Origin of the sequence: Pseudarthrobacter sp. NPDC080039 (assembly GCF_040702335.1) — a bacterium.
In the GTDB taxonomy this organism is placed as follows: Bacteria; Actinomycetota; Actinomycetes; order Actinomycetales; family Micrococcaceae; genus Arthrobacter; species Arthrobacter enclensis_A.
Genome location: NZ_JBFBKY010000005.1, coordinates 1 through 17,653, shown reverse-complemented (window position 1 = coordinate 17,653; position 17,653 = coordinate 1). Strand labels below are relative to the sequence as shown.

At 66.2% G+C, this 17,653-nt stretch carries 14 protein-coding genes and 1 pseudogene; 11 read left to right on the top strand and 4 right to left on the bottom strand.

Translation table 11 applies throughout. The annotated features are described in order from the left end of the window. Positions 1-5 precede the first annotated feature (5 nt). Positions 6-1,451, bottom strand: coding sequence for an NAD-dependent malic enzyme (locus AB0313_RS07595; RefSeq protein ID WP_366304634.1), 1,446 nt, complete (start codon positions 1,449-1,451; stop codon positions 6-8). A gap of 223 nt (positions 1,452-1,674) precedes the next feature. On the opposite strand from AB0313_RS07595, the gene AB0313_RS07590 reads away from it, so the two are divergent. Beyond that, entirely contained in the window at positions 1,675-2,430 is a 756-nt protein-coding gene (locus AB0313_RS07590) for an IclR family transcriptional regulator (protein WP_141945890.1), read from the top strand. A gap of 115 nt (positions 2,431-2,545) precedes the next feature. Here AB0313_RS07590 and AB0313_RS07585 read toward each other — a convergent pair whose 3' ends face one another. Together AB0313_RS07585 and pucL are read right to left on the bottom strand one after the other, a co-directional pair. Then, entirely contained in the window at positions 2,546-4,078 is a 1,533-nt protein-coding gene (locus tag AB0313_RS07585) for a nucleobase:cation symporter-2 family protein (RefSeq protein ID WP_307304157.1), read from the bottom strand. Positions 4,079-4,260: 182 nt separating this feature from the next. Further along, positions 4,261-5,169, bottom strand: a complete 909-nt coding sequence (gene pucL / locus AB0313_RS07580) for a factor-independent urate hydroxylase (RefSeq protein WP_141945894.1) — start codon at positions 5,167-5,169, stop codon at positions 4,261-4,263. Positions 5,170-5,517: 348 nt separating this feature from the next. Here pucL and AB0313_RS07575 point away from each other — a divergent pair, with 348 nt between their 5' ends. Together AB0313_RS07575 and AB0313_RS07570 are read left to right on the top strand one after the other, a co-directional pair. Next, positions 5,518-5,712, top strand: a complete 195-nt coding sequence (locus AB0313_RS07575) for a hypothetical protein (RefSeq protein WP_141945896.1) — start codon at positions 5,518-5,520, stop codon at positions 5,710-5,712. Positions 5,713-5,905: 193 nt separating this feature from the next. Further along, positions 5,906-6,910 (top strand): family 16 glycosylhydrolase, encoded by a 1,005-nt coding sequence (locus tag AB0313_RS07570; RefSeq protein ID WP_307304163.1) that lies wholly within the window; start codon positions 5,906-5,908, stop codon positions 6,908-6,910. Positions 6,911-6,914: 4 nt separating this feature from the next. On the opposite strand, the gene ligD is transcribed toward AB0313_RS07570, so the two are convergent. Further along, a complete protein-coding gene (ligD, locus tag AB0313_RS07565; RefSeq protein ID WP_366304631.1) occupies positions 6,915-8,159 on the bottom strand; it encodes a non-homologous end-joining DNA ligase in 1,245 nt (414 codons plus the stop codon). A gap of 323 nt (positions 8,160-8,482) precedes the next feature. Here ligD and AB0313_RS07560 point away from each other — a divergent pair, with 323 nt between their 5' ends. The 8 genes and pseudogenes from AB0313_RS07560 to AB0313_RS07525 form a co-directional block, all read left to right on the top strand. After that, positions 8,483-8,977, top strand: coding sequence for a nucleoside deaminase (locus AB0313_RS07560; RefSeq protein WP_366304629.1), 495 nt, complete (start codon positions 8,483-8,485; stop codon positions 8,975-8,977). A 14-nt stretch (positions 8,978-8,991) separates the two neighbouring features. Beyond that, complete coding sequence (locus AB0313_RS07555; protein WP_141945903.1) at positions 8,992-10,512, top strand: NCS2 family permease; 1,521 nt, start codon at positions 8,992-8,994, stop codon at positions 10,510-10,512. 117 nt (positions 10,513-10,629) lie between these two features. After that, on the top strand, positions 10,630-11,850 hold the full coding sequence (locus AB0313_RS07550) for an XdhC family protein (protein WP_366304626.1): 1,221 nt from the start codon (positions 10,630-10,632) through the stop codon (positions 11,848-11,850). After that, positions 11,841-12,776: an FAD binding domain-containing protein gene (locus AB0313_RS07545; protein ID WP_366304624.1), complete on the top strand. Its 936-nt coding sequence runs from the start codon at positions 11,841-11,843 to the stop codon at positions 12,774-12,776. The genes AB0313_RS07550 and AB0313_RS07545 overlap by 10 nt, the downstream gene beginning before the upstream one ends. Before the next feature lie 2 nt (positions 12,777-12,778). Further along, a complete protein-coding gene (locus AB0313_RS07540) occupies positions 12,779-15,610 on the top strand; it encodes a molybdopterin cofactor-binding domain-containing protein (protein WP_366304622.1) in 2,832 nt (943 codons plus the stop codon). An 87-nt stretch (positions 15,611-15,697) separates the two neighbouring features. Beyond that, positions 15,698-16,678: an aldo/keto reductase gene (locus tag AB0313_RS07535; RefSeq protein WP_141945911.1), complete on the top strand. Its 981-nt coding sequence runs from the start codon at positions 15,698-15,700 to the stop codon at positions 16,676-16,678. A gap of 24 nt (positions 16,679-16,702) precedes the next feature. Then, the gene (locus AB0313_RS07530) at positions 16,703-17,350 is read left to right on the top strand and encodes a uracil-DNA glycosylase (RefSeq protein WP_366304619.1); all 648 of its coding nucleotides are present in this window, start codon (positions 16,703-16,705) and stop codon (positions 17,348-17,350) included. A 55-nt stretch (positions 17,351-17,405) separates the two neighbouring features. Continuing rightward, positions 17,406-17,653, top strand: a pseudogene (locus AB0313_RS07525) (endonuclease); the annotation flags it as partial.

Below are 17,653 nucleotides of genomic sequence, written 5' to 3'. Positions count from 1 at the left end.
GTCGGTCAGGCGGAGGCGAGTGCCGGCTCCGCGGCGGATTCGGCCGGTTCGGCAGCCGTAGCAACGTTGGAGGCGTGGGCTGCGGCCGCGACGGCGGCCGCGACGTCCGCGGTCACGTGCGGGTCGAAAATGCTCGGGATGATGTAGCTCGCATTGAGCTCATTATCATTCACCCGGTTGGCGATCGCCTCTGCAGCAGCCACCAGCATGTCCGGAGTGATGTCGCGGGCCCCGGCGTCCAGGAGGCCGCGGAAGAGGCCCGGGAAGGCCAGGACATTGTTGATCTGGTTGGGGAAGTCGCTGCGGCCGGTGGCCACGACGGCGGCGTGCCGGGAAGCGACGGCCGGGTCCACCTCGGGGGTGGGGTTGGCCATGGCGAACACGATGGCATCCTTGGCCATGGAAGCGATGTGCTCTTCGCCGAGGATGTTCGGGGCCGAGACGCCGATGAAGACGTCGGCGCCCACCAGGGCCTCGTGCAGGCTGCCGGCGAAGCCTTCCTGGTTGGTGTTTTCCGCGATCCAGGTGCGGTGGGGGTCGTTGTAGGTTTCACCCTTGTGGATGGCACCGGAGCGGCCCGCGGCGATGATCTGCCGGGCACCCTGGGCTCTGAGCAACTGGATGATGGCCGAGCCGGCGGCGCCGACGCCCGAAACCACGATCTTGACGTCCGCGATCTTCTTGTCCACTACGCGCAGGGCGTTGACCAGGGCGGCCAGGGTCACGATGGCCGTGCCGTGCTGGTCGTCGTGGAAGACGGGGATATCCAATTCCTCACGCAGGCGGGCCTCAATTTCGAAGCAGCGGGGAGCGGCGATGTCCTCGAGGTTCACGCCGCCAAAGACGGGTGCCAGGAGCTTGACGGTGCGGATGATTTCCTCGGTGTCCTGGGTATCCAGGCACACGGGCCACGCGTCCACGTTGGCGAACTGCTTGAAGAGGGCGGCCTTGCCCTCCATGACCGGCAGGGCTGCGGCGGGGCCGATGTTGCCCAGGCCCAGCACGGCGGAGCCGTCCGTGACCACGGCGACCGTGTTGCGCTTGACGGTAAGGTTGCGGGCTGCGGCGGGGTCCTCGGCAATGGCCAGGCAAACGCGGGCGACGCCGGGAGTGTAAGCGCGGGAGAGGTCGTCGCGGTTGCGCAGGGGGACCTTGGGGACGACTTCGAGCTTGCCGCCGAGGTGCATCAGGAAGGTGCGGTCCGAGACGTGCTGGACGGTCACGCCGTCGAGGGCGTTGAGGGCGTCCTTGACGCGTGCTGCGTGGGCATCGTCCGTCGTGTTGCAGGTGACGTCGACAACCAGGGTCGCGTGGTGGGACTCGGTGACATCCAGTGCGGTGATGGCGGCGCCGGCCGCTCCGACGGCTGCGGCAAGCTCGCTGGTGGCGCTGAAGCTTGACGGCGCTTCCACGCGCAGGGTGATCGAATTTCCGGGGCTGGGGTTCGCCATTGAATGTCCTCCTGTTTAGGCCTTGTCCGGCTGCTGCTCTGATTCCGAAGTTTTTCGTATTATGGATATTATTATCTACCTTATGGAAACACAACCCCTCCGAATGCGACTGCACTGCCCCGTCGCGCGGCAGGAAGGCCCGTGATGTATGTTGGGGTTCTAAGCAACTCTTTTCACGATGCGGATAAGAGTTGTCGGATTCCGAGCCGTAGGAGACAGCGGAATGGCAGAAAAAGCCTCTGGTGGGGTGCAGTCGGTGGAGCGCGTCTTCGAACTGCTGGAGCTCATCACCGATGCCGGCGGAGACGTCACGCTTAGCGAGCTGTCGTCCTCGACTGATCTTCCGCTGCCCACCATCCACCGCCTGCTCCGCACGTTGGTGTCGCTCGGATACATCCGCCAGCTGCCCAACAGGCGCTACGCCCTGGGCCCACGCCTGATCCGTTTGGGGGAAGGTGCCAACAAGCAGCTCGGCGCCTTGGCCCAGCCGCAGCTCAAGGTCCTGGTGGACCGGCTGGGGGAGACCTCCAACATGGCGGTGCTGGACTCGGACATGGTGATCTATGTGGCCCAGGTGCCCTCGCTGCACTCCATGCGCATGTTCACGGAGGTCGGCCGCCGCGCCCATACCCACGCGACAGGCGTCGGCAAGGCCATCCTGGCGCAGCTTGACGACGACACTGTCCGCGGCATCGTGGCCCGCGCCGGGATGCCCACCCCCACTTCCAAGAGCATCGGCGACGTGGAGGAACTCCTGGCAGACCTCAAGCTCATCCGCGAGCGTGGCTACGCTATCGATGAGGAGGAGCAGGAGCTTGGCGTGCGCTGCTTCGCCATGGCGGTGCCCAACGCTCCTACCCCCACCGCTATTTCCGTGTCGGGCCCCGTGTCCCGCGTCGACGGGAATTTTGCCGACAAAGCTGTGCCCATCCTCCGGGAAGCCGCCGATGCCATCTCCCGCGAGTTGAACCGCACCTGACCCGGCCACGCTGCATCGGCTGACCCAACCACTCATGACGGCGGCCCCTCCCTTTCGGGAGGGGCCGTCGTCGTCCACACCCGCACCCTGGCGGCGTGGGCCCATGGGGGCAGAGTCAGTGTTCTGATGCCTTCTCTGATGACTGGATGGGGACTTCGTTGCCGTCACAGTCGATGAGCTTGCCATTTTCAAACCGGTCGCCCTCGGCCAGGCAGTGGAGGTCCTCCGCCCTGACCACGCGGCCTGTTCCGGCCACGAAAACGGACTGGTTGTCGGAATTGCCGGCCTTGAGGTGGTTGAACAGCAGGTTCAGCAAAATGGCCATGACGGCTGCAGAGCTGATGCCGGAGTGGAAGATGGTGCTGAACCAGGAGGGGAACTGGTCATAGAAGGTGGGGGCCACGATCGGGATCATCCCGAAGCCCAGCGAGGCGGCCACGATGATCAGGTTCATGTTGTTGCGGTATTCCACCTTGGCCAGCGTACGGATGCCGCTGGCAGCAACGGTTCCGAAGAGGACGATGCCGGCGCCGCCCAGGACGGCGGTGGGTACGGCGGCGACAACGCGGCCAAGGACCGGGAGCAGGCCCAGCAGCACCAGGATCACGCCGCCGGCGGCCACGACGTACCGGCTCTTGATTTTGGTGACCGCCACCAGTCCAACGTTCTGCGCGAATGCGGTTTGTGGGAAGGAGCCGAATACAGGCGCCACAAGGGACGAGACCATGTCAGCCCGCAGCCCTGCCGCGATGCGCTTGGAGTCGACCTTGGTGCCCACAATTTCGCCCACGGCAAGGATGTCCGCCATGGTCTCGGTCATGATGACCAGGACCACGATCACCATGGAGACGATTGCTGCCAGTTCAAAGGTGGGTGCACCCAGATGGAAGGGGGTGGGGAATGCGGCGATAGGTCCGTCGGCGATCTTCGAGAAGTCCGCCATTCCCGTGACCACCGCCACGATGGTTCCGCCAACCATGGCGAGCAGGATGGAGAGGCGGGACAGGGTGGCGCTTCCCACCTTGCTAAGGACCAGGACCAGGACAAGGGTTACCGCTGCAAGGCCGATGTTGGCCGTGCTGCCGTAGGTGGGTGCCTTGCTGTTGCCACCCATGGCCCAGTTTGCGGCAACGGGCAGCAGTGTCAGCCCGATGGTGGTGATGACGGTGCCCGTCACCACCGGTGGGAAGAACCGGACGATCTTGGAGAAAACCGGGGCAATCAGCAGGCCGATGGCGGCAGAGGCAATAATGGCGCCAAAGACGGCGGGGAGGCCACCGCCGCTGCTGACAATCGAGAGCATGGTGGCGACGCTGGCGAAGGAAACGCCTTGGACCAGCGGCAACTGTGAGCCGAAGAACGGGAGTCCAAGGGTCTGGATGAGCGTTGCCAACCCGCCCATGAAGAGGGCCGCGGTTACGAGGATGCCGATGTCGGCGGGGGCAAGGCCTGCTGCCTGTCCGATGATGAGTGGGACCGCGATCATCCCTCCGTACATTGTGAGGACATGCTGGAAGCCGTAGGCGAAGCTGCTGCCAATTGACAGCCGTTCGTCTTCCGGCCGTCCTGTGATGGGGCGCTTGGTCCGTTGCTTGGCGTCCCCGGTTGTTGTGTTGGTGTCAAGGGACGGGTTGTTCCTGATGTTCATGGCAGACTTTCCTGGTTCATGGCAGACGTCATCGTCTGGCTAACTTTGTCTGGCTAACGTCGAAGTTTTGCGGTAGGGCTGTTTTGCGGAACTGCTTGTGCGTTGCGGAACTGCGGGGTGGTTTGCGGGTGGGCCGGCCTGCCGAAGCCTCGATTTCGGCAGGCCGGCCGCCCCGCTTTGGCTCAGCAGAAGCCGGCGATGCCCGTCCAGGCGTTTTCGGCGGTTACGGCGTCCTCGCGCAGGACCGTGGCCTCGATCAGGCCGTAGGGGCGGTCCGCCGCGTAGAAGACCTCGTTGGGGTTGTCGAGGCCGAACGGCGAGAGGTCCACGAGGAAGTGGTGCTTGTTGGGCATGGAGAACTTGATCTCGTCGATCTCGGGGTGGGCCTCAAGGACCTTGGTACCCATGTCGAAAAGGGTCTGCTGCAGGGCGTGCGAGTAGTTTTCCGTGAACCCTTCGAGCAGCAGGCTCTTCACGTCGTCGTAGTTCTTGTTGAAATCGAAGGACGTGAAGTCGGTGCCGGACTTGAACCGCCAGCGGGCTGAGACATCGGTGGCAAGGATCCGGTCGGTGGTTTCCGCCAAGGTGGTGTACTTGTCCTTGGGGTAGCCAACGAAGCCGGACTGGGTGGACTTCAGGACGGTCAGGTCCTTCAGGCCGGAGATGAGGTGCTCGGCAGCGCCGTCGCGAACCAGCACTGCCGTGCGGACTTCCTGGCCATTGCGGACGAACGAGTGGTCGTGTTCGCTGCCGTGGGCCTGGATGCGGTTCCAGCTGTACGCCTCCGCTTCCCAGCGGCCGCCGTCCACCCAGCTAAAGCTCGAGGTGAAGTGCTCGCCGAGGCGAAGCAGGAAGGCTTCCGGGGAGCCGATGCCCTCACGGGCAAACGCATAGACGGTGTTCTTCTGGGTGTCGGTGGGCACAACGTGGCTGTTGTCGCCCTCCAGGTGGGCGGCCTCGAAGTCGCCGCGCAGCTGCGAGGTGACGTTGAGGTCTTCGATCTGGTGGCGGTCCGTGTCGCGGGTGATCTTGACTACCCGGACCTCGGCCTTGCCGAACTGGTTGCTGCCGAGAATGATCTTGCTGCTCATGGTCTTTTCCCAACTTCCGGTAGGTGGAACCTAGGTTCCATCACTGAAATTAAGCGCGCGTTTCATGCGCGTTTCCGATGGAGCCGACCCAATAAAAAAGAGCCGGCATCCGTTGATGCCAGCTCATTACGACCCTGCCTGCTGCTCCCAGGTTACGTGACGTGCGCCACGAGTTGGATAACAGCGTACCGCCGAATGCCGGTGGTGTACATCACAGGTTCAAAATCCGCTTTGTGACCGCCGACGGCGGGAGATCCTCGGGTGGGACTATTGACCGTCATTCCAAAGGCGGAATAGAATTTCACTAAGCAATAATTGCTTTCCGTATTGCGAAATTAGGAGGTATCGATGTACCAGCAGGACAGCCGTCCCGCTCAGGCAGCGCCGTCTGCAGGAGCCGCCGCCCCGGAGTTCTACCTCCCGCTTGGCGGTGGAATTGATCCCGACCTGCACGTGCCGGAGGAGCGCCGTCCTTCCAGCGGCCGTTTCTCCCGCTGGATCCAGTCCCTTCCGGTCTTTGGGGGCCGGGCGGCCGGGCAATAGCCCTCCCTGTCCGCGTCCTGTGGATGTGAGTACATGAAAAGCATCCCGGGTGGCGGCAGCCACAAAGGCGAGTAGTTGCTACTCACGACGCCTGCCGGTGGTTCTCCTTACCCTTGCACGATAGGCAGCAAGCCATGTCCTGGCGCTTAGTCCGGGGCCGGCCGGCCTCCGCTAAGAGCAGGGAAGGAAAGCCATGCACCAAGCCAGAGACCGCTTGCTGCAGTTCCTCTGCTGTCTCTTGGTCCTCGCAGGCCTGTCGGCCAGCGCCATCCGGGGCCAGGGTTCCGTTGATGACTCTTCTGCAGGGCCCGGCAGCGAACAAAGCGCTCCGGTGCCGGGTGCCGGGGCGGTGCCGCCCTCTCCGGGCTCCAGCGCAATTGGGCCGGCGCCGGAAGTGACCGCCGGGAAGGACGGTTCGGCTGCCTCCGCTGCCCAGGATCAAACGGGTGGAGCAGGCCAGCCCGATGGGCTGAAGGCCGGGGACGCAGGAAGCGACGCTTCCGTCAAAGGTGCGCCGGTGGTTGCCAGTACGGAGCCGGCCCCGGCAGGACCTCCCGGCTCGTGGAAGCTCGTCTTCGATGAGGAGTTCGACGTACTGAACACCGCCGTCTGGACCCCGTACTGGTTCAAGGATTGCGCTTCGGACTCGATGAAGAACGGGGTCAAGACCTGCGCCAGCAATGTGAAGGTCGAAAACGGCAACGCCGTCCTTAAGCTGTCGGACGCTGAGTCCGGCGCGCTGCTGTCGACTAATCCGAAGGACGGTGTCCCGGGGCACGTGGGCTTCCAGTACACCACCGGCTACGTCGAGGCCCGGATCTTCTTCCCCGGAACCTGCTCCGGCGGGATCAATAACTGGCCTGCCTGGTGGACCGTGGGACAAAATTTTCCGGCCACTGGCGAGATTGACATCGCTGAACCGCTGGCGGGGGACATGTCGACCGTCTACCACTCGCCGGTAACCGCGATGGCAAAAGGCGTCCTGGGGTGCTGGGCCGGTGGCTACCATACCTATGGCGTGCACCGGAAGGCGGGCGTGAATGACATCTATTTCGATGGGCGCCGCGTCTCGTCCTACCCTACCCAGGACAATAACGCACCCCATTATCTGCTTCTCAATGTCGGGGTCTATCCGCAGAAGCGGATCTTTGGCGAGGACAGTGCCGTCCGCGTGGACTGGGTACGGGCGTGGGAGTAACGCGTCAGGAGCCGGGGCGCCCCGGCCATTGCCTGCCTGCCCACGGGTCGTAGTCCGCTATGAGCTCCTCCTGCGGCGGCCGCCCCGCTTCGGGAACGTGCTGCAGGTTAACCCGCACCCGGTACCAGAGTGAGCTGGACCCCCGCATGCCGTCAACCAGGACATCTGCCGGACGGAGGGACGGTACGACGTCGGCGTGCCGCGACTTCCATTCGTCCAGCGCCGCCAGCGCTTCCGGCTTTGTCCTGGTCCTGGCAACCTCGATCAGCGGCATCAGCGACTGCCGCCGACCCGATCCGTTGCCGCTGCGTGGGGCCTTTTCCGCGGGCCCGAGCCTTTCGGCCAGGGACAGGAGCGCGTCCAGCCTGCCCGCCGCGCCGTCAATGCCCTCGTGGGGGTCGCCGATGTCCGCATACCGCTGCAGCACCGTGGGTACCGTGAATTGGCCAGGCCGGGCAGTCCGCATCTCTTCCCACGTCAACGGTGTTGAAACCCGGGCATCCGGGAGGGGCCTCACGGAATAAGCGGACGCGACCGTTCGGTCCTTGGCGTTCTGGTTGAAGTCCACGAAAACGCTCTCGCCGCGTTCCTCCTTCCACCAGCGCGCCGTGGCCAGGCCCGGGGCGCGGTTTTCGACTTCCCGCGCCAGGGTTTCCGCGGCAAGGCGGACATCACGGTAGGACCATTCCGGCGCGATGCGGACCAGGATGTGCAGGCCGCGCGACCCGCTGGTCTTGGGCCATCCCACCAGGCCTACGTCGTCCAGGACTTCCTGCGTTACGTACGCCGCATCCACGATTTGCGGCCAGTCCACGCCGGGCATGGGGTCGAGGTCCACCCGCAGCTCGTCCGGGTGCTCAAGGTCCTCCGCCCGGACCGGATGCGGGTTCAGGTCCAGGCAGCCAAGGTTGATGACCCAGGCCAGGCCGGCGGCATCCCGGATCACGGCCTCCTCTGCCGAGGTCCCTGATGCATAGTGCAGCGTGGTGGTATCGATGAAGGCAGGGTGGTTTTCCGGCACGCGTTTTTGGAAGAATGGCTCGGCGTCGATGCCCTTCGGGAAGCGCTTGAGCACCATGGGCCGGCCGCCCGCGCCACGCAGGGCACCGTCAGCCACTGCCAGGTAGTACCGCACCAAATCGAGCTTGGTCAGCCCCGGCTCCGGGAATACCACCTTGTCCGGGCTGGAAATCCGGACTTCGATTCCGCCAATATCGAGAACCTCGGGCGGCGTCTTTGACGGGGTCATGCGGCCACGCTAGCAGCGGCCAGCGCGGCTGTCAGCCGTTCCGCACCTGCGTCAACGCCGCTGTTTGCGGCGCCCAGAGTGGCGGCCGTGAAGAACGCGAAACCTGGATTTCACATAGCGAAATTAAGTTTCCAGAAAACTATGGCGCTGCCCACAAAGCGGTGCTAATCTCGATTCTGCCAAAGGCGGGCACCCGGGCACGGGAGGCTATCTACCAGGCGCAACTTAACCTTCACAGCACATGCTGAAGCCTGGTAACCGTTCGCACCTGGTTCTACTGGTATTGCGCGGCGTCAGGCTTCCCGGCAAAAGGAAGTCGCATCATGAGTACCACCGTCACGGCCGAACAGTTTTTGGCCCGCTCCATCCGGCTGGCAACAGCCAACGTCCTCAACAGCGGCGGCCCCTTCGGGGCCATGATCGTCACGGCGGACGGACAAACGTTCGACGGCGTCAACCGCGTCACGGCGGACAACGATCCCACCGCGCATGCCGAAGTCACGGCGATCCGCGCCGCCTGCCGCGAACTGGGCACCTTCGACCTCAGCGGCGCCACTCTCTACACCAGCTGCGAGCCGTGCCCCATGTGCCTGGCTTCGGCGCTCTGGGCGCGGGTCAGCCGCGTGGTGTACGCCGCCGACCGGCACGACGCCGCGTCGGTCGGCTTCGATGACGCCGTCTTCTACGAATACTTTGAAAACCAGGACAGGGATTCCCTGATGCCGGTCTCCAAGCTGGTGCTGGGCGATCCCCAGGCCCCGGCCCCGCTGGAGCCGTTCAACACCTGGAACACGCTCGAATCCAGGATCGACTACTAGGCCCGGCGGCTTCGATGACCATCCTGGACCGTTCCCACGAGGAGCATGCGGCTCCACGTACGCCCGCCCTCCGGCCGGCCCCCGGCACGCCCAAACTGCCGGCGTCAAACTCCTTCCTTGACCGTTTCTTCCACATCACCCGTCGCGGCTCAACCCTGGCGCGCGAATTCCGCGGTGGTTTGGTCACCTTCTTCACCATGGCGTATATCGTCATCCTGAACCCCCTCATCCTGGGCGGGTTCAGCGCTGACAATGCGCCCACCGACGTCGCTGGCGGCTGGCTGTCCGCATCCCAGGTGGGTGCGGTCACCGGCCTCACCGCCGGCGTCATGACCATCCTCTTCGGCCTCATCGCCAACCTGCCCTTCGGGCTCGCCGCCGGACTGGGCATCAACTCCTTCCTGGCTGTCTCCGTGATCCACGAGGTCACCTGGCCCGAGGCCATGGGGCTGGTGGTCATCAACGGCATCCTTATCGTCCTGTTCGGCGTCACCGGCGCCCGGACCGCCATCTTCCGGGCCGTTCCCAAGGAACTGAAGGCCGCCATCACCGTGGGCATCGGCCTGTTCATCGCCTTCATCGGCTTCGTTGACTCCGGCTTCGTGCGCCCCACCACCGGCGGGCCGCCCGTCCAACTGGGCGACGGCGGCTCCATCACCTCCGTGCCCACGCTCGTGTTCGTCGTCGGCCTCCTTGCCATGGGCATCCTCGTGGCCCGGAAGGTCCAGGGCGGCCTGCTCATCGGCATCGTCGGCACCACCGTGCTCGCCGCCGTCGTCGAAGCCGTCATGAAACTGGGGCCAGCCAGCGCCACCAACCCCGGCGGCTGGCACCTGAATACCCCCGTCCTGTCCGGCCGGCTGGTATCGGCGCCGGACCTGGGCCTCGTAGGCCACTTCGACCTGTTCGGTTCGTTCAGCCGGATCGGCGGGCTCGCCGCCACCATGCTGGTGTTCACGCTGGTGTTCACCAACTTCTTTGACGCCATGGGCACCATGACCGGCCTGGCCAAGAGCGCCGGCGTCGCCCACAAGGACGGCACGTTCCCGCGGCTGAAATCAGCCTTCATCGTGGAAGGCTTCGGCGCGGTGGCGGGCGGCGCCACCTCCGGGTCGTCCAACACGGTGTACATCGACTCCGCAGCGGGAATCGGGGAGGGCGCCCGGACCGGCCTGGCCTCCGTGGTCACTGGACTGCTGTTCCTCGGCTCGATGTTCCTCACCCCGCTTACCAGCGTGGTGCCGCTCGAGGTTGCCGCCGCCGCCCTGGTGGTGGTGGGCGCCATGATGATGGCCCAGATCCGCGAGATCAAGTTCACCAAGTTCACCGTGGCGCTGCCGGCTTTCCTCACCATCGTGACCATGCCGCTGAGCTACTCGATCGCCAACGGCATTGGCGTCGGCTTTGTGAGCTGGGCCGTGATCGGGGCGGCATCGGGCAAGGCGAAGAAGATCCATCCGCTGATGTGGGTGGTGAGCGCCGGGTTCCTGGTGTACTTCGCCCGCGGACCCATCAACGCCCTGCTGGGCAGCTGAGCATCATCAACAACAGCCCCGCGCCAGGGGCCGGACCAACACCTGGTCCGGCCCCTGGCAGGACAGGCTGGCAGGACCGACAATGGACACCACCGCTGCGGAAGAAGGAGCGCCGCCATGCTTGACCTGATCCCTTCGCTGGGCCCCTGGGTCCTCCGGCTCGAAGGTCGGCGGTTCGCCGTGGCCACCGTCGTGGGGGCATCCGGGTCGGTCCCCCGGCCGGTGGGGACCTCCATGCTGGTCACGCAGTCCGGCGATGTGCTGGGCAGCCTGTCCGGCGGTTGCGTTGAGGGCGCTGTGGTGGCGCTCGCGCAGGAGGCAATGGACGACGACGTTCCGCGCCACGGGATCTTCGGCTTCAGCTCCGCCGATGCGTTCGCAGCCGGACTCAGCTGTGGGGGAGAGCTCGCCATCGATATCCAGCCCGTGCCCGCCGATGCCGCCCACCCACTGCGGACGGCCCTGCTGCAGCTCGCCGGACTTGATCCGGACCAACCCGTGGCGCTGGTACGCGGGTTGGGCAGCCTGGGGGGCACCGCCGTCGTACTTCCCCATCCGGAGGCGTTCCGCCTGGCCGCCGAGCCGAAGCTGGCATCGCTGCTGGGTGGGGAACCTGCGCTTCAGGTGGAGGCCCTTGTGCGCAGCGGCGGGGCCGGCCTGGTCCAGCTCCCGCAACCAGGGCAGTGCGCTTCGGACCGGAGCGGCGGCCAGCTTGCGGGGCCGGCCATCCTGGTGGAGTCCCGCCTGGCCCCGCCCCGCATGCTGGTTTTCGGGGCCAACGATTTCGGCGCGGCCCTGGTCCCGGCCGCCAAACTGCTGGGCTACCACGTGACCCTCGTGGACGCCCGCCCGGCGTTCACGGCGCAGCCCCGGTTCGCCGCGGCGGACCAGGTGGTCACGGACTGGCCGCACCGCTACCTGGCAGCGGAAGCGGCCGGCGGACGGACGGACAGCCGCACCGTTGCGGCCGTCCTGACCCATGACCCGAAGTTCGATGTCCCCCTGCTGGAAACCGCCCTGGCCCTGGACCTCGCGTATGTGGGCGCCATGGGATCCCGCCGCAGCCACCTGCAAAGGGTCGACGAACTCCTCAACGCAGGCGTCCCGGCGGAACGGATTGCCCGGCTGCACTCACCCATCGGACTTGACCTTGGTGCCATCACCCCTGCCGAAGTGGCAGTGTCCGTCACCGCCGAACTGATCGCCGCCCGCAACCGCGCCGCCAGCTGCCTGCCGCTGCGCGACACCACCGGCACCATCCACCACAGCGCGCCGGCAACGGCGCCCCAAGACCTCAAGACAACAGACTTCATCACGCAGGAGATCGCATGGACATGAACACCATCGAGGCGGTGGTCCGCACCACCGACCCCGCAGATTGGCACGACGGCGACGCGTGGCTTGCCGGCGGAACGGTCCTCTTCTCCTACGGCAGCTACGCCTTCGGACCCCGGCCGCTCACACGCCTGCTGGACCTCGGCGACGCCGGCTGGACCCCCATGACCGTCAGCGGCGACGGCATCGAGCTCGCCGCCACCTGCACCATCGCCGAGTTGTACAGCCTTCCCGATTCAGCCCAGGTCTCCGGCCACACCTGGCCAGCCCTGGCCCTGGTCCGGGCATGCTGCGATTCCTTCGTCGCCTCGTTCAAGGTATGGAACATGTCCACCGTGGGCGGGAACCTCTGCACGTCGTTGCCAGCGGGGCCTGTTATCTCCCTCTGCGCCGGGCTGGACGGTGTGGCCACCATCCTCGCTCCCGGCGGCCGCAGTCGCACGGTCCCCGTGGCCGACTTCGTCACCGGGGACGCGGCAAACTGCCTGGCACCCGGCGAGCTGCTCCGCAGTGTCCAGCTCCCGGCGTCGTCCCTTTCCGCCCGCGTGGCGTTCCGCCGCCTGTCGCTGAGCAACCTGGGAAGGTCCGGGGCATTGCTGATTGGACGGCTCGACGGCGGCACCTCCCTGGTGCTGACCGTCACCGCGGCCACCAAGAGGCCCGTGCAGCTGCGCTTTGACACAGTCCCCGACGCGGACCGGCTGGCCTCCGCGCTGCAGGACGCCATCCCGGCGGCGCTCTACCACGACGACGTTCACGGCCTGCCCGCCTGGCGCCGGGACATGACCTACCGGCTTGCCGAGGAAATCCGCACCGAGCTGGAATCGCCCGAAGGGACGCCCGGCCTGGCTGTGTCCGGCGACTTCTGGCCGCCACGGAGCGCCAGGATGCCGGGATCCGGGGCCACGACACTTTCGAAAGGGGCCTGAGCATGGCCATCGAGATCAATGGCGCTGCGGCTGACGCTGCTCCGCGCCCCGGACAGTGCCTGCGCACGTTCCTGCGTGAGCAGGGCAACACCGGTGTCAAGAAGGGCTGCGACGGCGGCGACTGCGGCGCCTGCACCGTCCACGTGGACGGAACGCCCGTGCATAGCTGCATCTACCCCGCGGTCCGGGCCGAAGGGCGCGCGGTTACCACCATCGAGGGCCTGGCCGCCCCGGACGGTGCCGATGGGCAGCTGCATCCGATCCAGCAGCAGTTCATGGAACGGCAGGGCTTCCAGTGCGGCTTCTGCACGGCCGGCATGGTGATGACGGCGGCGACCTTCGACGACGACCAGAAGGAGAACCTTCCCCGGAACCTCAAAGGCAACCTCTGCCGCTGCACCGGGTACCGCGCCATCGCCGACGCCGTCTGCGGGAGCGCCGGCCATCCCGATCCTGCCGGGCAAGGGTCAGGCATCGCAGGGGAAGGACAGCCGGGTCCGGAGCCGGGCCGGCTGGGTGATGACGTCCCCGCCCCGGCCAGCCGCGCCGTGGTCACCGGGGCCGCCCGCTACACCCTGGACGTCCCGAAAGACCAGCAGCAGGCACTGCTGCACCTGAAGGTCCTGCGCTCGCCGCACGCCCACGCCCGGGTGGTGTCCATCAATGCCGATGCGGCGCTGAAGGTCCCGGGCGTGGTGGCAGTCTTCACCCATGAGGATGCCCCGGCCCAGCTGTTCTCCACGGCCCAGCACGAGCTCTTCACCGACGACCCGGACGATACCCGCGTGCTTGACGACGTGGTGCGGTTCCGCGGCCAGCGCGTGGCCGCCGTCGTGGCCGAATCGGTGGGCGCCGCTGAAGCAGGCGTCCGCGCACTGCAGGTGGAGTACCAAGAACTTCCGGCGGTCTTTTCTCCACAGGACGCACTGGTACCTGGCGCTCCACTGGTCCATGGGGACAAGGATGCTGCCCGCTCCCGAATCGCCCATCCGGACCGGAACGTGGTGGCTGAGCTGCACTCTGAACTGGGAAGCGTGGCCAACGGCTTCGCAGCCGCCGACTTCATCCACGAACAGACGTACCAAACCCAGCGGGTGCAGCACGTCGCCCTCGAAACCCATGCCGCCGTCGCCTCCGTGGATGCCGAGGGACGCCTCCAGGTCCGTACCTCCAGCCAGGTGCCGTTCCTGGTGCGCCGCACACTGTGCCGGGTCTTCGGGCTCGACGAGGACAAAGTCCACGTGGTGGCCGGACGCGTGGGCGGCGGATTCGGCGGGAAGCAGGAGGTCCTTACCGAGGACCTCGTGGCGCTCGCGGCCCTGAAACTGCAGCGGCCGGTCCAGCTGGAACTGACCCGCACCGAACAGTTCACCGCCACCACCACCCGGCACCCGTTCACCATCAAGCTCAAGGCCGGAGCCGGCAAGGACGGTAAACTGACGGCCCTGGAGCTGGACGTGGTTACCAACACCGGCGCCTACGGCAACCACGGCCCCGGCGTCATGTTCCACGGCTGCGGCGAATCGCTGGCGGTGTACAACTGCGCCAACAAAAAGGTGGACGCGCGCTCCGTATATACGAACACCGTGCCGGCCGGCGCGTTCCGTGGGTATGGGCTGAGCCAGATGATCTTCGCCATCGAATCCGCCATGGATGAGCTGGCCGTCGGGATCGGGATGGATCCGCTGGAGTTCCGTCGGCGGAACATGGTCCGGGAGGGCGACCACATGCTGTCCACCCAGCCCGATCCGGAGGAGGATGTCCACTACGGCAGCTACGGGCTGGACCAGTGCCTGGACCTGGTCCGGGATGCGCTGGACCGGGGGAAGGCGAGGTACCGGGAAGCGGGCCTTGATGACCTGGGGCCCGACTGGATGGTGGGCGAAGGCACTGCACTGTCGATGATCGACACGGTGCCGCCGCGTGGCCACTTTGCCCACTCCCACGTCCGGCTCCTGCCGGACGGAACGTACCAGGCCGATGTCGGAACCGCCGAGTTCGGCAACGGCACCACCACCGTCCATGCCCAGCTTGCTGCCACGGCACTGTGCACGGAGGCTGCCAAGGTTGCGGTGCGGCAGTCGGACACGGACCTGGTGGAGCACGACACCGGAGCCTTTGGTTCCGCGGGCACGGTGGTGGCCGGCAAGGCCACCCTCGCCGCGGCGGAGGAACTTGCTGTCCGCATCCGGGCCTTTGCCGCGGGCATCCGGCAGACGCAAGCCTCCGCATGTGTCCTCGACGGCGACGCCGTGGTGATCGACGGGAAGTCCGTGGCATTGGCTGAGCTGGCGCAGGCTGCCGCGGATGCCGGCGTCGAACTTTCCGCGGAAGGGCGCTGGGGCGGCACTCCGCGCTCCGTGGCGTTCAACGTGCACGGCTTCCGGGTGGCGGTGAACCGCGGCACCGGCGAGCTGAAGATCCTGCAGAGCGTGCAGGCGGCCGACGCCGGCGTGGTGGTCAACCCGCGCCAGTGCCGCGGACAGATCGAGGGCGGCATCGCGCAGGCCATCGGCGCCACACTTTATGAGGAGGTGGTGGTGGACGACGCCGGGAAGGTCACCACGGACATCCTGCGGCAGTACCACGTTCCTACTTTTGCGGATGTGCCGCGCAGCGAGGTGTACTTCGCGGACACCAATGACAAGCTTGGGCCGCTGGGTGCCAAGTCGATGAGTGAAAGCCCGTTCAACCCCGTGGCTCCGGCGCTGGCCAACGCGATTCGGAACGCGACGGGCGTGCGGTTTGCATCCCTGCCCATCGCGCGGGACCGGATCTACCTGGGGCTCAAGGAAGCGGGGTTGGTGCCCAAGCTGGAGCGGGTTCCTTCCTAGGGCACCCGAGGGTCATACTTCCGCTTGTGCGGGAACAACCCGGAGTCGGATCTGACCCCGGGTTGCATCGTTGCATATAGTCGGGGGATGGAACAGCGGATTTTAGGCAAGACCGGACGGAACGTCTCCATCGTGGGGCTCGGTACCTGGCAGCTCGGCGCGGACTGGGGCAATGTGGATCCGGCACAGGCGCAGGCCATCCTCGCAGCCTCGGTGGAAGCGGGAGTCACCTTCTTTGACACCGCCGATGTGTACGGCGACGGCAGGAGCGAGCAGGCAATCGGGAAGTTCCTCGCGGACCAGCCTGGCCTCGGCGTCACGGTTGCCACCAAGATGGGCCGGCGCATGGAGCAGCGCCCCGAAAACTACAACCTGGCCAACTTCCGCCAGTGGGTGGACCGTTCCCGGAAGAACCTGGGCACTGACACTCTGGACCTGGTCCAGCTGCACTGCCCGCCCACGCCTGTGTACAGCAGCAACGAGGTGTACGACGCTTTGGACACCCTGGTGTCCGAAGGCGCCATCCGGAACTACGGTGTCAGCGTGGAGCGGACCGACGAGGCCCTTGAGGCCATCCGGCACGAGGGAACCGCCTCCGTGCAGATCATCCTGAACGCCTTCCGGCTCAAGCCGCTGGACGAGGTGCTTCCTGCCGCCAAGGCTGCAGGCGTGGGCATTATCGCCCGCGTGCCGCTGGCGTCCGGACTGCTGTCCGGAAAGTACTCCAAGGACACCACGTTCGCGGAGAACGACCACCGGAACTACAACCGCAAGGGCGAAGCGTTCGACGTCGGAGAGACCTTCTCCGGTGTGGACTACGAGCTGGGCCTCAAGGCAGTGAAAGAGTTCGAACAGCTGGTGCCGTCCGGTGCCACCACTGCGCAGGCGGCCATCGCCTGGATCGCCGCGCAGGACGGCGTCACCACCGTTATTCCGGGCGCGCGCAATGTGGAACAGGCGCGCGCCAACGCCGCCGCAGCCGCCGTCAGCATTGGCAAGGAGTTCGACGATGGCGTCCGCTGGATCTACGACCACTACTTCCGGGAAGCCATCCACCCGCGCTGGTAGCGTCCGCAGCCTGGGAGCACTCGGGTGACTGAATCCGTCCACGACTTTGTTGAGCGGCTGGCCGCCGTGGAGACTGGCCCTGCCTCCACCAATTTCTTCAGTTACGACGCGCCTGAGAATGCGCTGCGCCGGCACAACTTGGAACTCTACCTGCAGGAGATGCTGGACCGGCGCCCCTCGGTCCTGCTGGTGGGGGAGGCCCCCGGCTTCCGTGGCATGCGGATCACCGGTGTGCCCTTCACCAACCGGGTCATCCTCGGCGGACCTGCCAACAGCTTTGGACTGTTTGGCCCCGGCAAGGGGTACGTGCTGCCGCCCGAAGCTGCAGGGGTAGCTGCCGAGCCGACGGCAACGGTGCTGTGGCAGGTCCTGGAAGAAGTGGGGCTTCTGCCCCTGCTGTGGAGTGCTTTCCCCTGGCACCCGCACCAACCCGGCAAGCCCTTGTCCAACCGCACTCCCCGGCCCTCCGAAACCAAGCTCGGCACCCCCTTCTGGCAGGAGCTGGCGGAGATGTTCGGGATCAGCTCCATCGTGGCAGTTGGCAACGTTGCCCAGCACAGCCTGCAGCGCAGCGGCCTGTCTGTACCAAAGATCCGGCATCCCGCCCACGGTGGCAGATCCGGCTTCAAACAGGGGCTGGAGCAGCTGCTGGCGGGCGGGATGCCGGCCTGAGCTGAATTCTCTGTGGCCGCTCTTGATTGTCGTACCCCCTTGTCATGATGGGTTTATGGGGAAAGCGGCGGTGGTGAGGGCGTTGGCGGAGATGCGTGCTGCCCTTGCCGTGCTGGTTGCGGAGGTGGAGGGCTCTGGTTCGGAGCCGTTTTCGGTGGCTGATCCGTTGGCTGGTTTGGCGGATGGTTGCCTGGATATTCTGGCTGGTGCCCGTGGGGTGGAGGCCGGGATTGCGGCGTTGAAGGCCAAAGCGGCGGTGGTGTACGCGGATGCTGCGTGTGCTGTTGCGGGGCCGGAGGTGCC

Coding starts and splice junctions, on each gene's coding strand:
- AB0313_RS07595 (WP_366304634.1), bottom strand. CDS start 1,451: ATGGCGAACCCCAGCCCCGGAAATTCGATCACCCTGCGCGTGGAAGCG.
- AB0313_RS07590 (WP_141945890.1), top strand. CDS start 1,675: ATGGCAGAAAAAGCCTCTGGTGGGGTGCAGTCGGTGGAGCGCGTCTTC.
- AB0313_RS07585 (WP_307304157.1), bottom strand. CDS start 4,078: ATGAACATCAGGAACAACCCGTCCCTTGACACCAACACAACAACCGGG.
- pucL (WP_141945894.1), bottom strand. CDS start 5,169: ATGAGCAGCAAGATCATTCTCGGCAGCAACCAGTTCGGCAAGGCCGAG.
- AB0313_RS07575 (WP_141945896.1), top strand. CDS start 5,518: ATGTACCAGCAGGACAGCCGTCCCGCTCAGGCAGCGCCGTCTGCAGGA.
- AB0313_RS07570 (WP_307304163.1), top strand. CDS start 5,906: ATGCACCAAGCCAGAGACCGCTTGCTGCAGTTCCTCTGCTGTCTCTTG.
- ligD (WP_366304631.1), bottom strand. CDS start 8,159: ATGACCCCGTCAAAGACGCCGCCCGAGGTTCTCGATATTGGCGGAATC.
- AB0313_RS07560 (WP_366304629.1), top strand. CDS start 8,483: ATGAGTACCACCGTCACGGCCGAACAGTTTTTGGCCCGCTCCATCCGG.
- AB0313_RS07555 (WP_141945903.1), top strand. CDS start 8,992: ATGACCATCCTGGACCGTTCCCACGAGGAGCATGCGGCTCCACGTACG.
- AB0313_RS07550 (WP_366304626.1), top strand. CDS start 10,630: ATGCTTGACCTGATCCCTTCGCTGGGCCCCTGGGTCCTCCGGCTCGAA.
- AB0313_RS07545 (WP_366304624.1), top strand. CDS start 11,841: ATGGACATGAACACCATCGAGGCGGTGGTCCGCACCACCGACCCCGCA.
- AB0313_RS07540 (WP_366304622.1), top strand. CDS start 12,779: ATGGCCATCGAGATCAATGGCGCTGCGGCTGACGCTGCTCCGCGCCCC.
- AB0313_RS07535 (WP_141945911.1), top strand. CDS start 15,698: ATGGAACAGCGGATTTTAGGCAAGACCGGACGGAACGTCTCCATCGTG.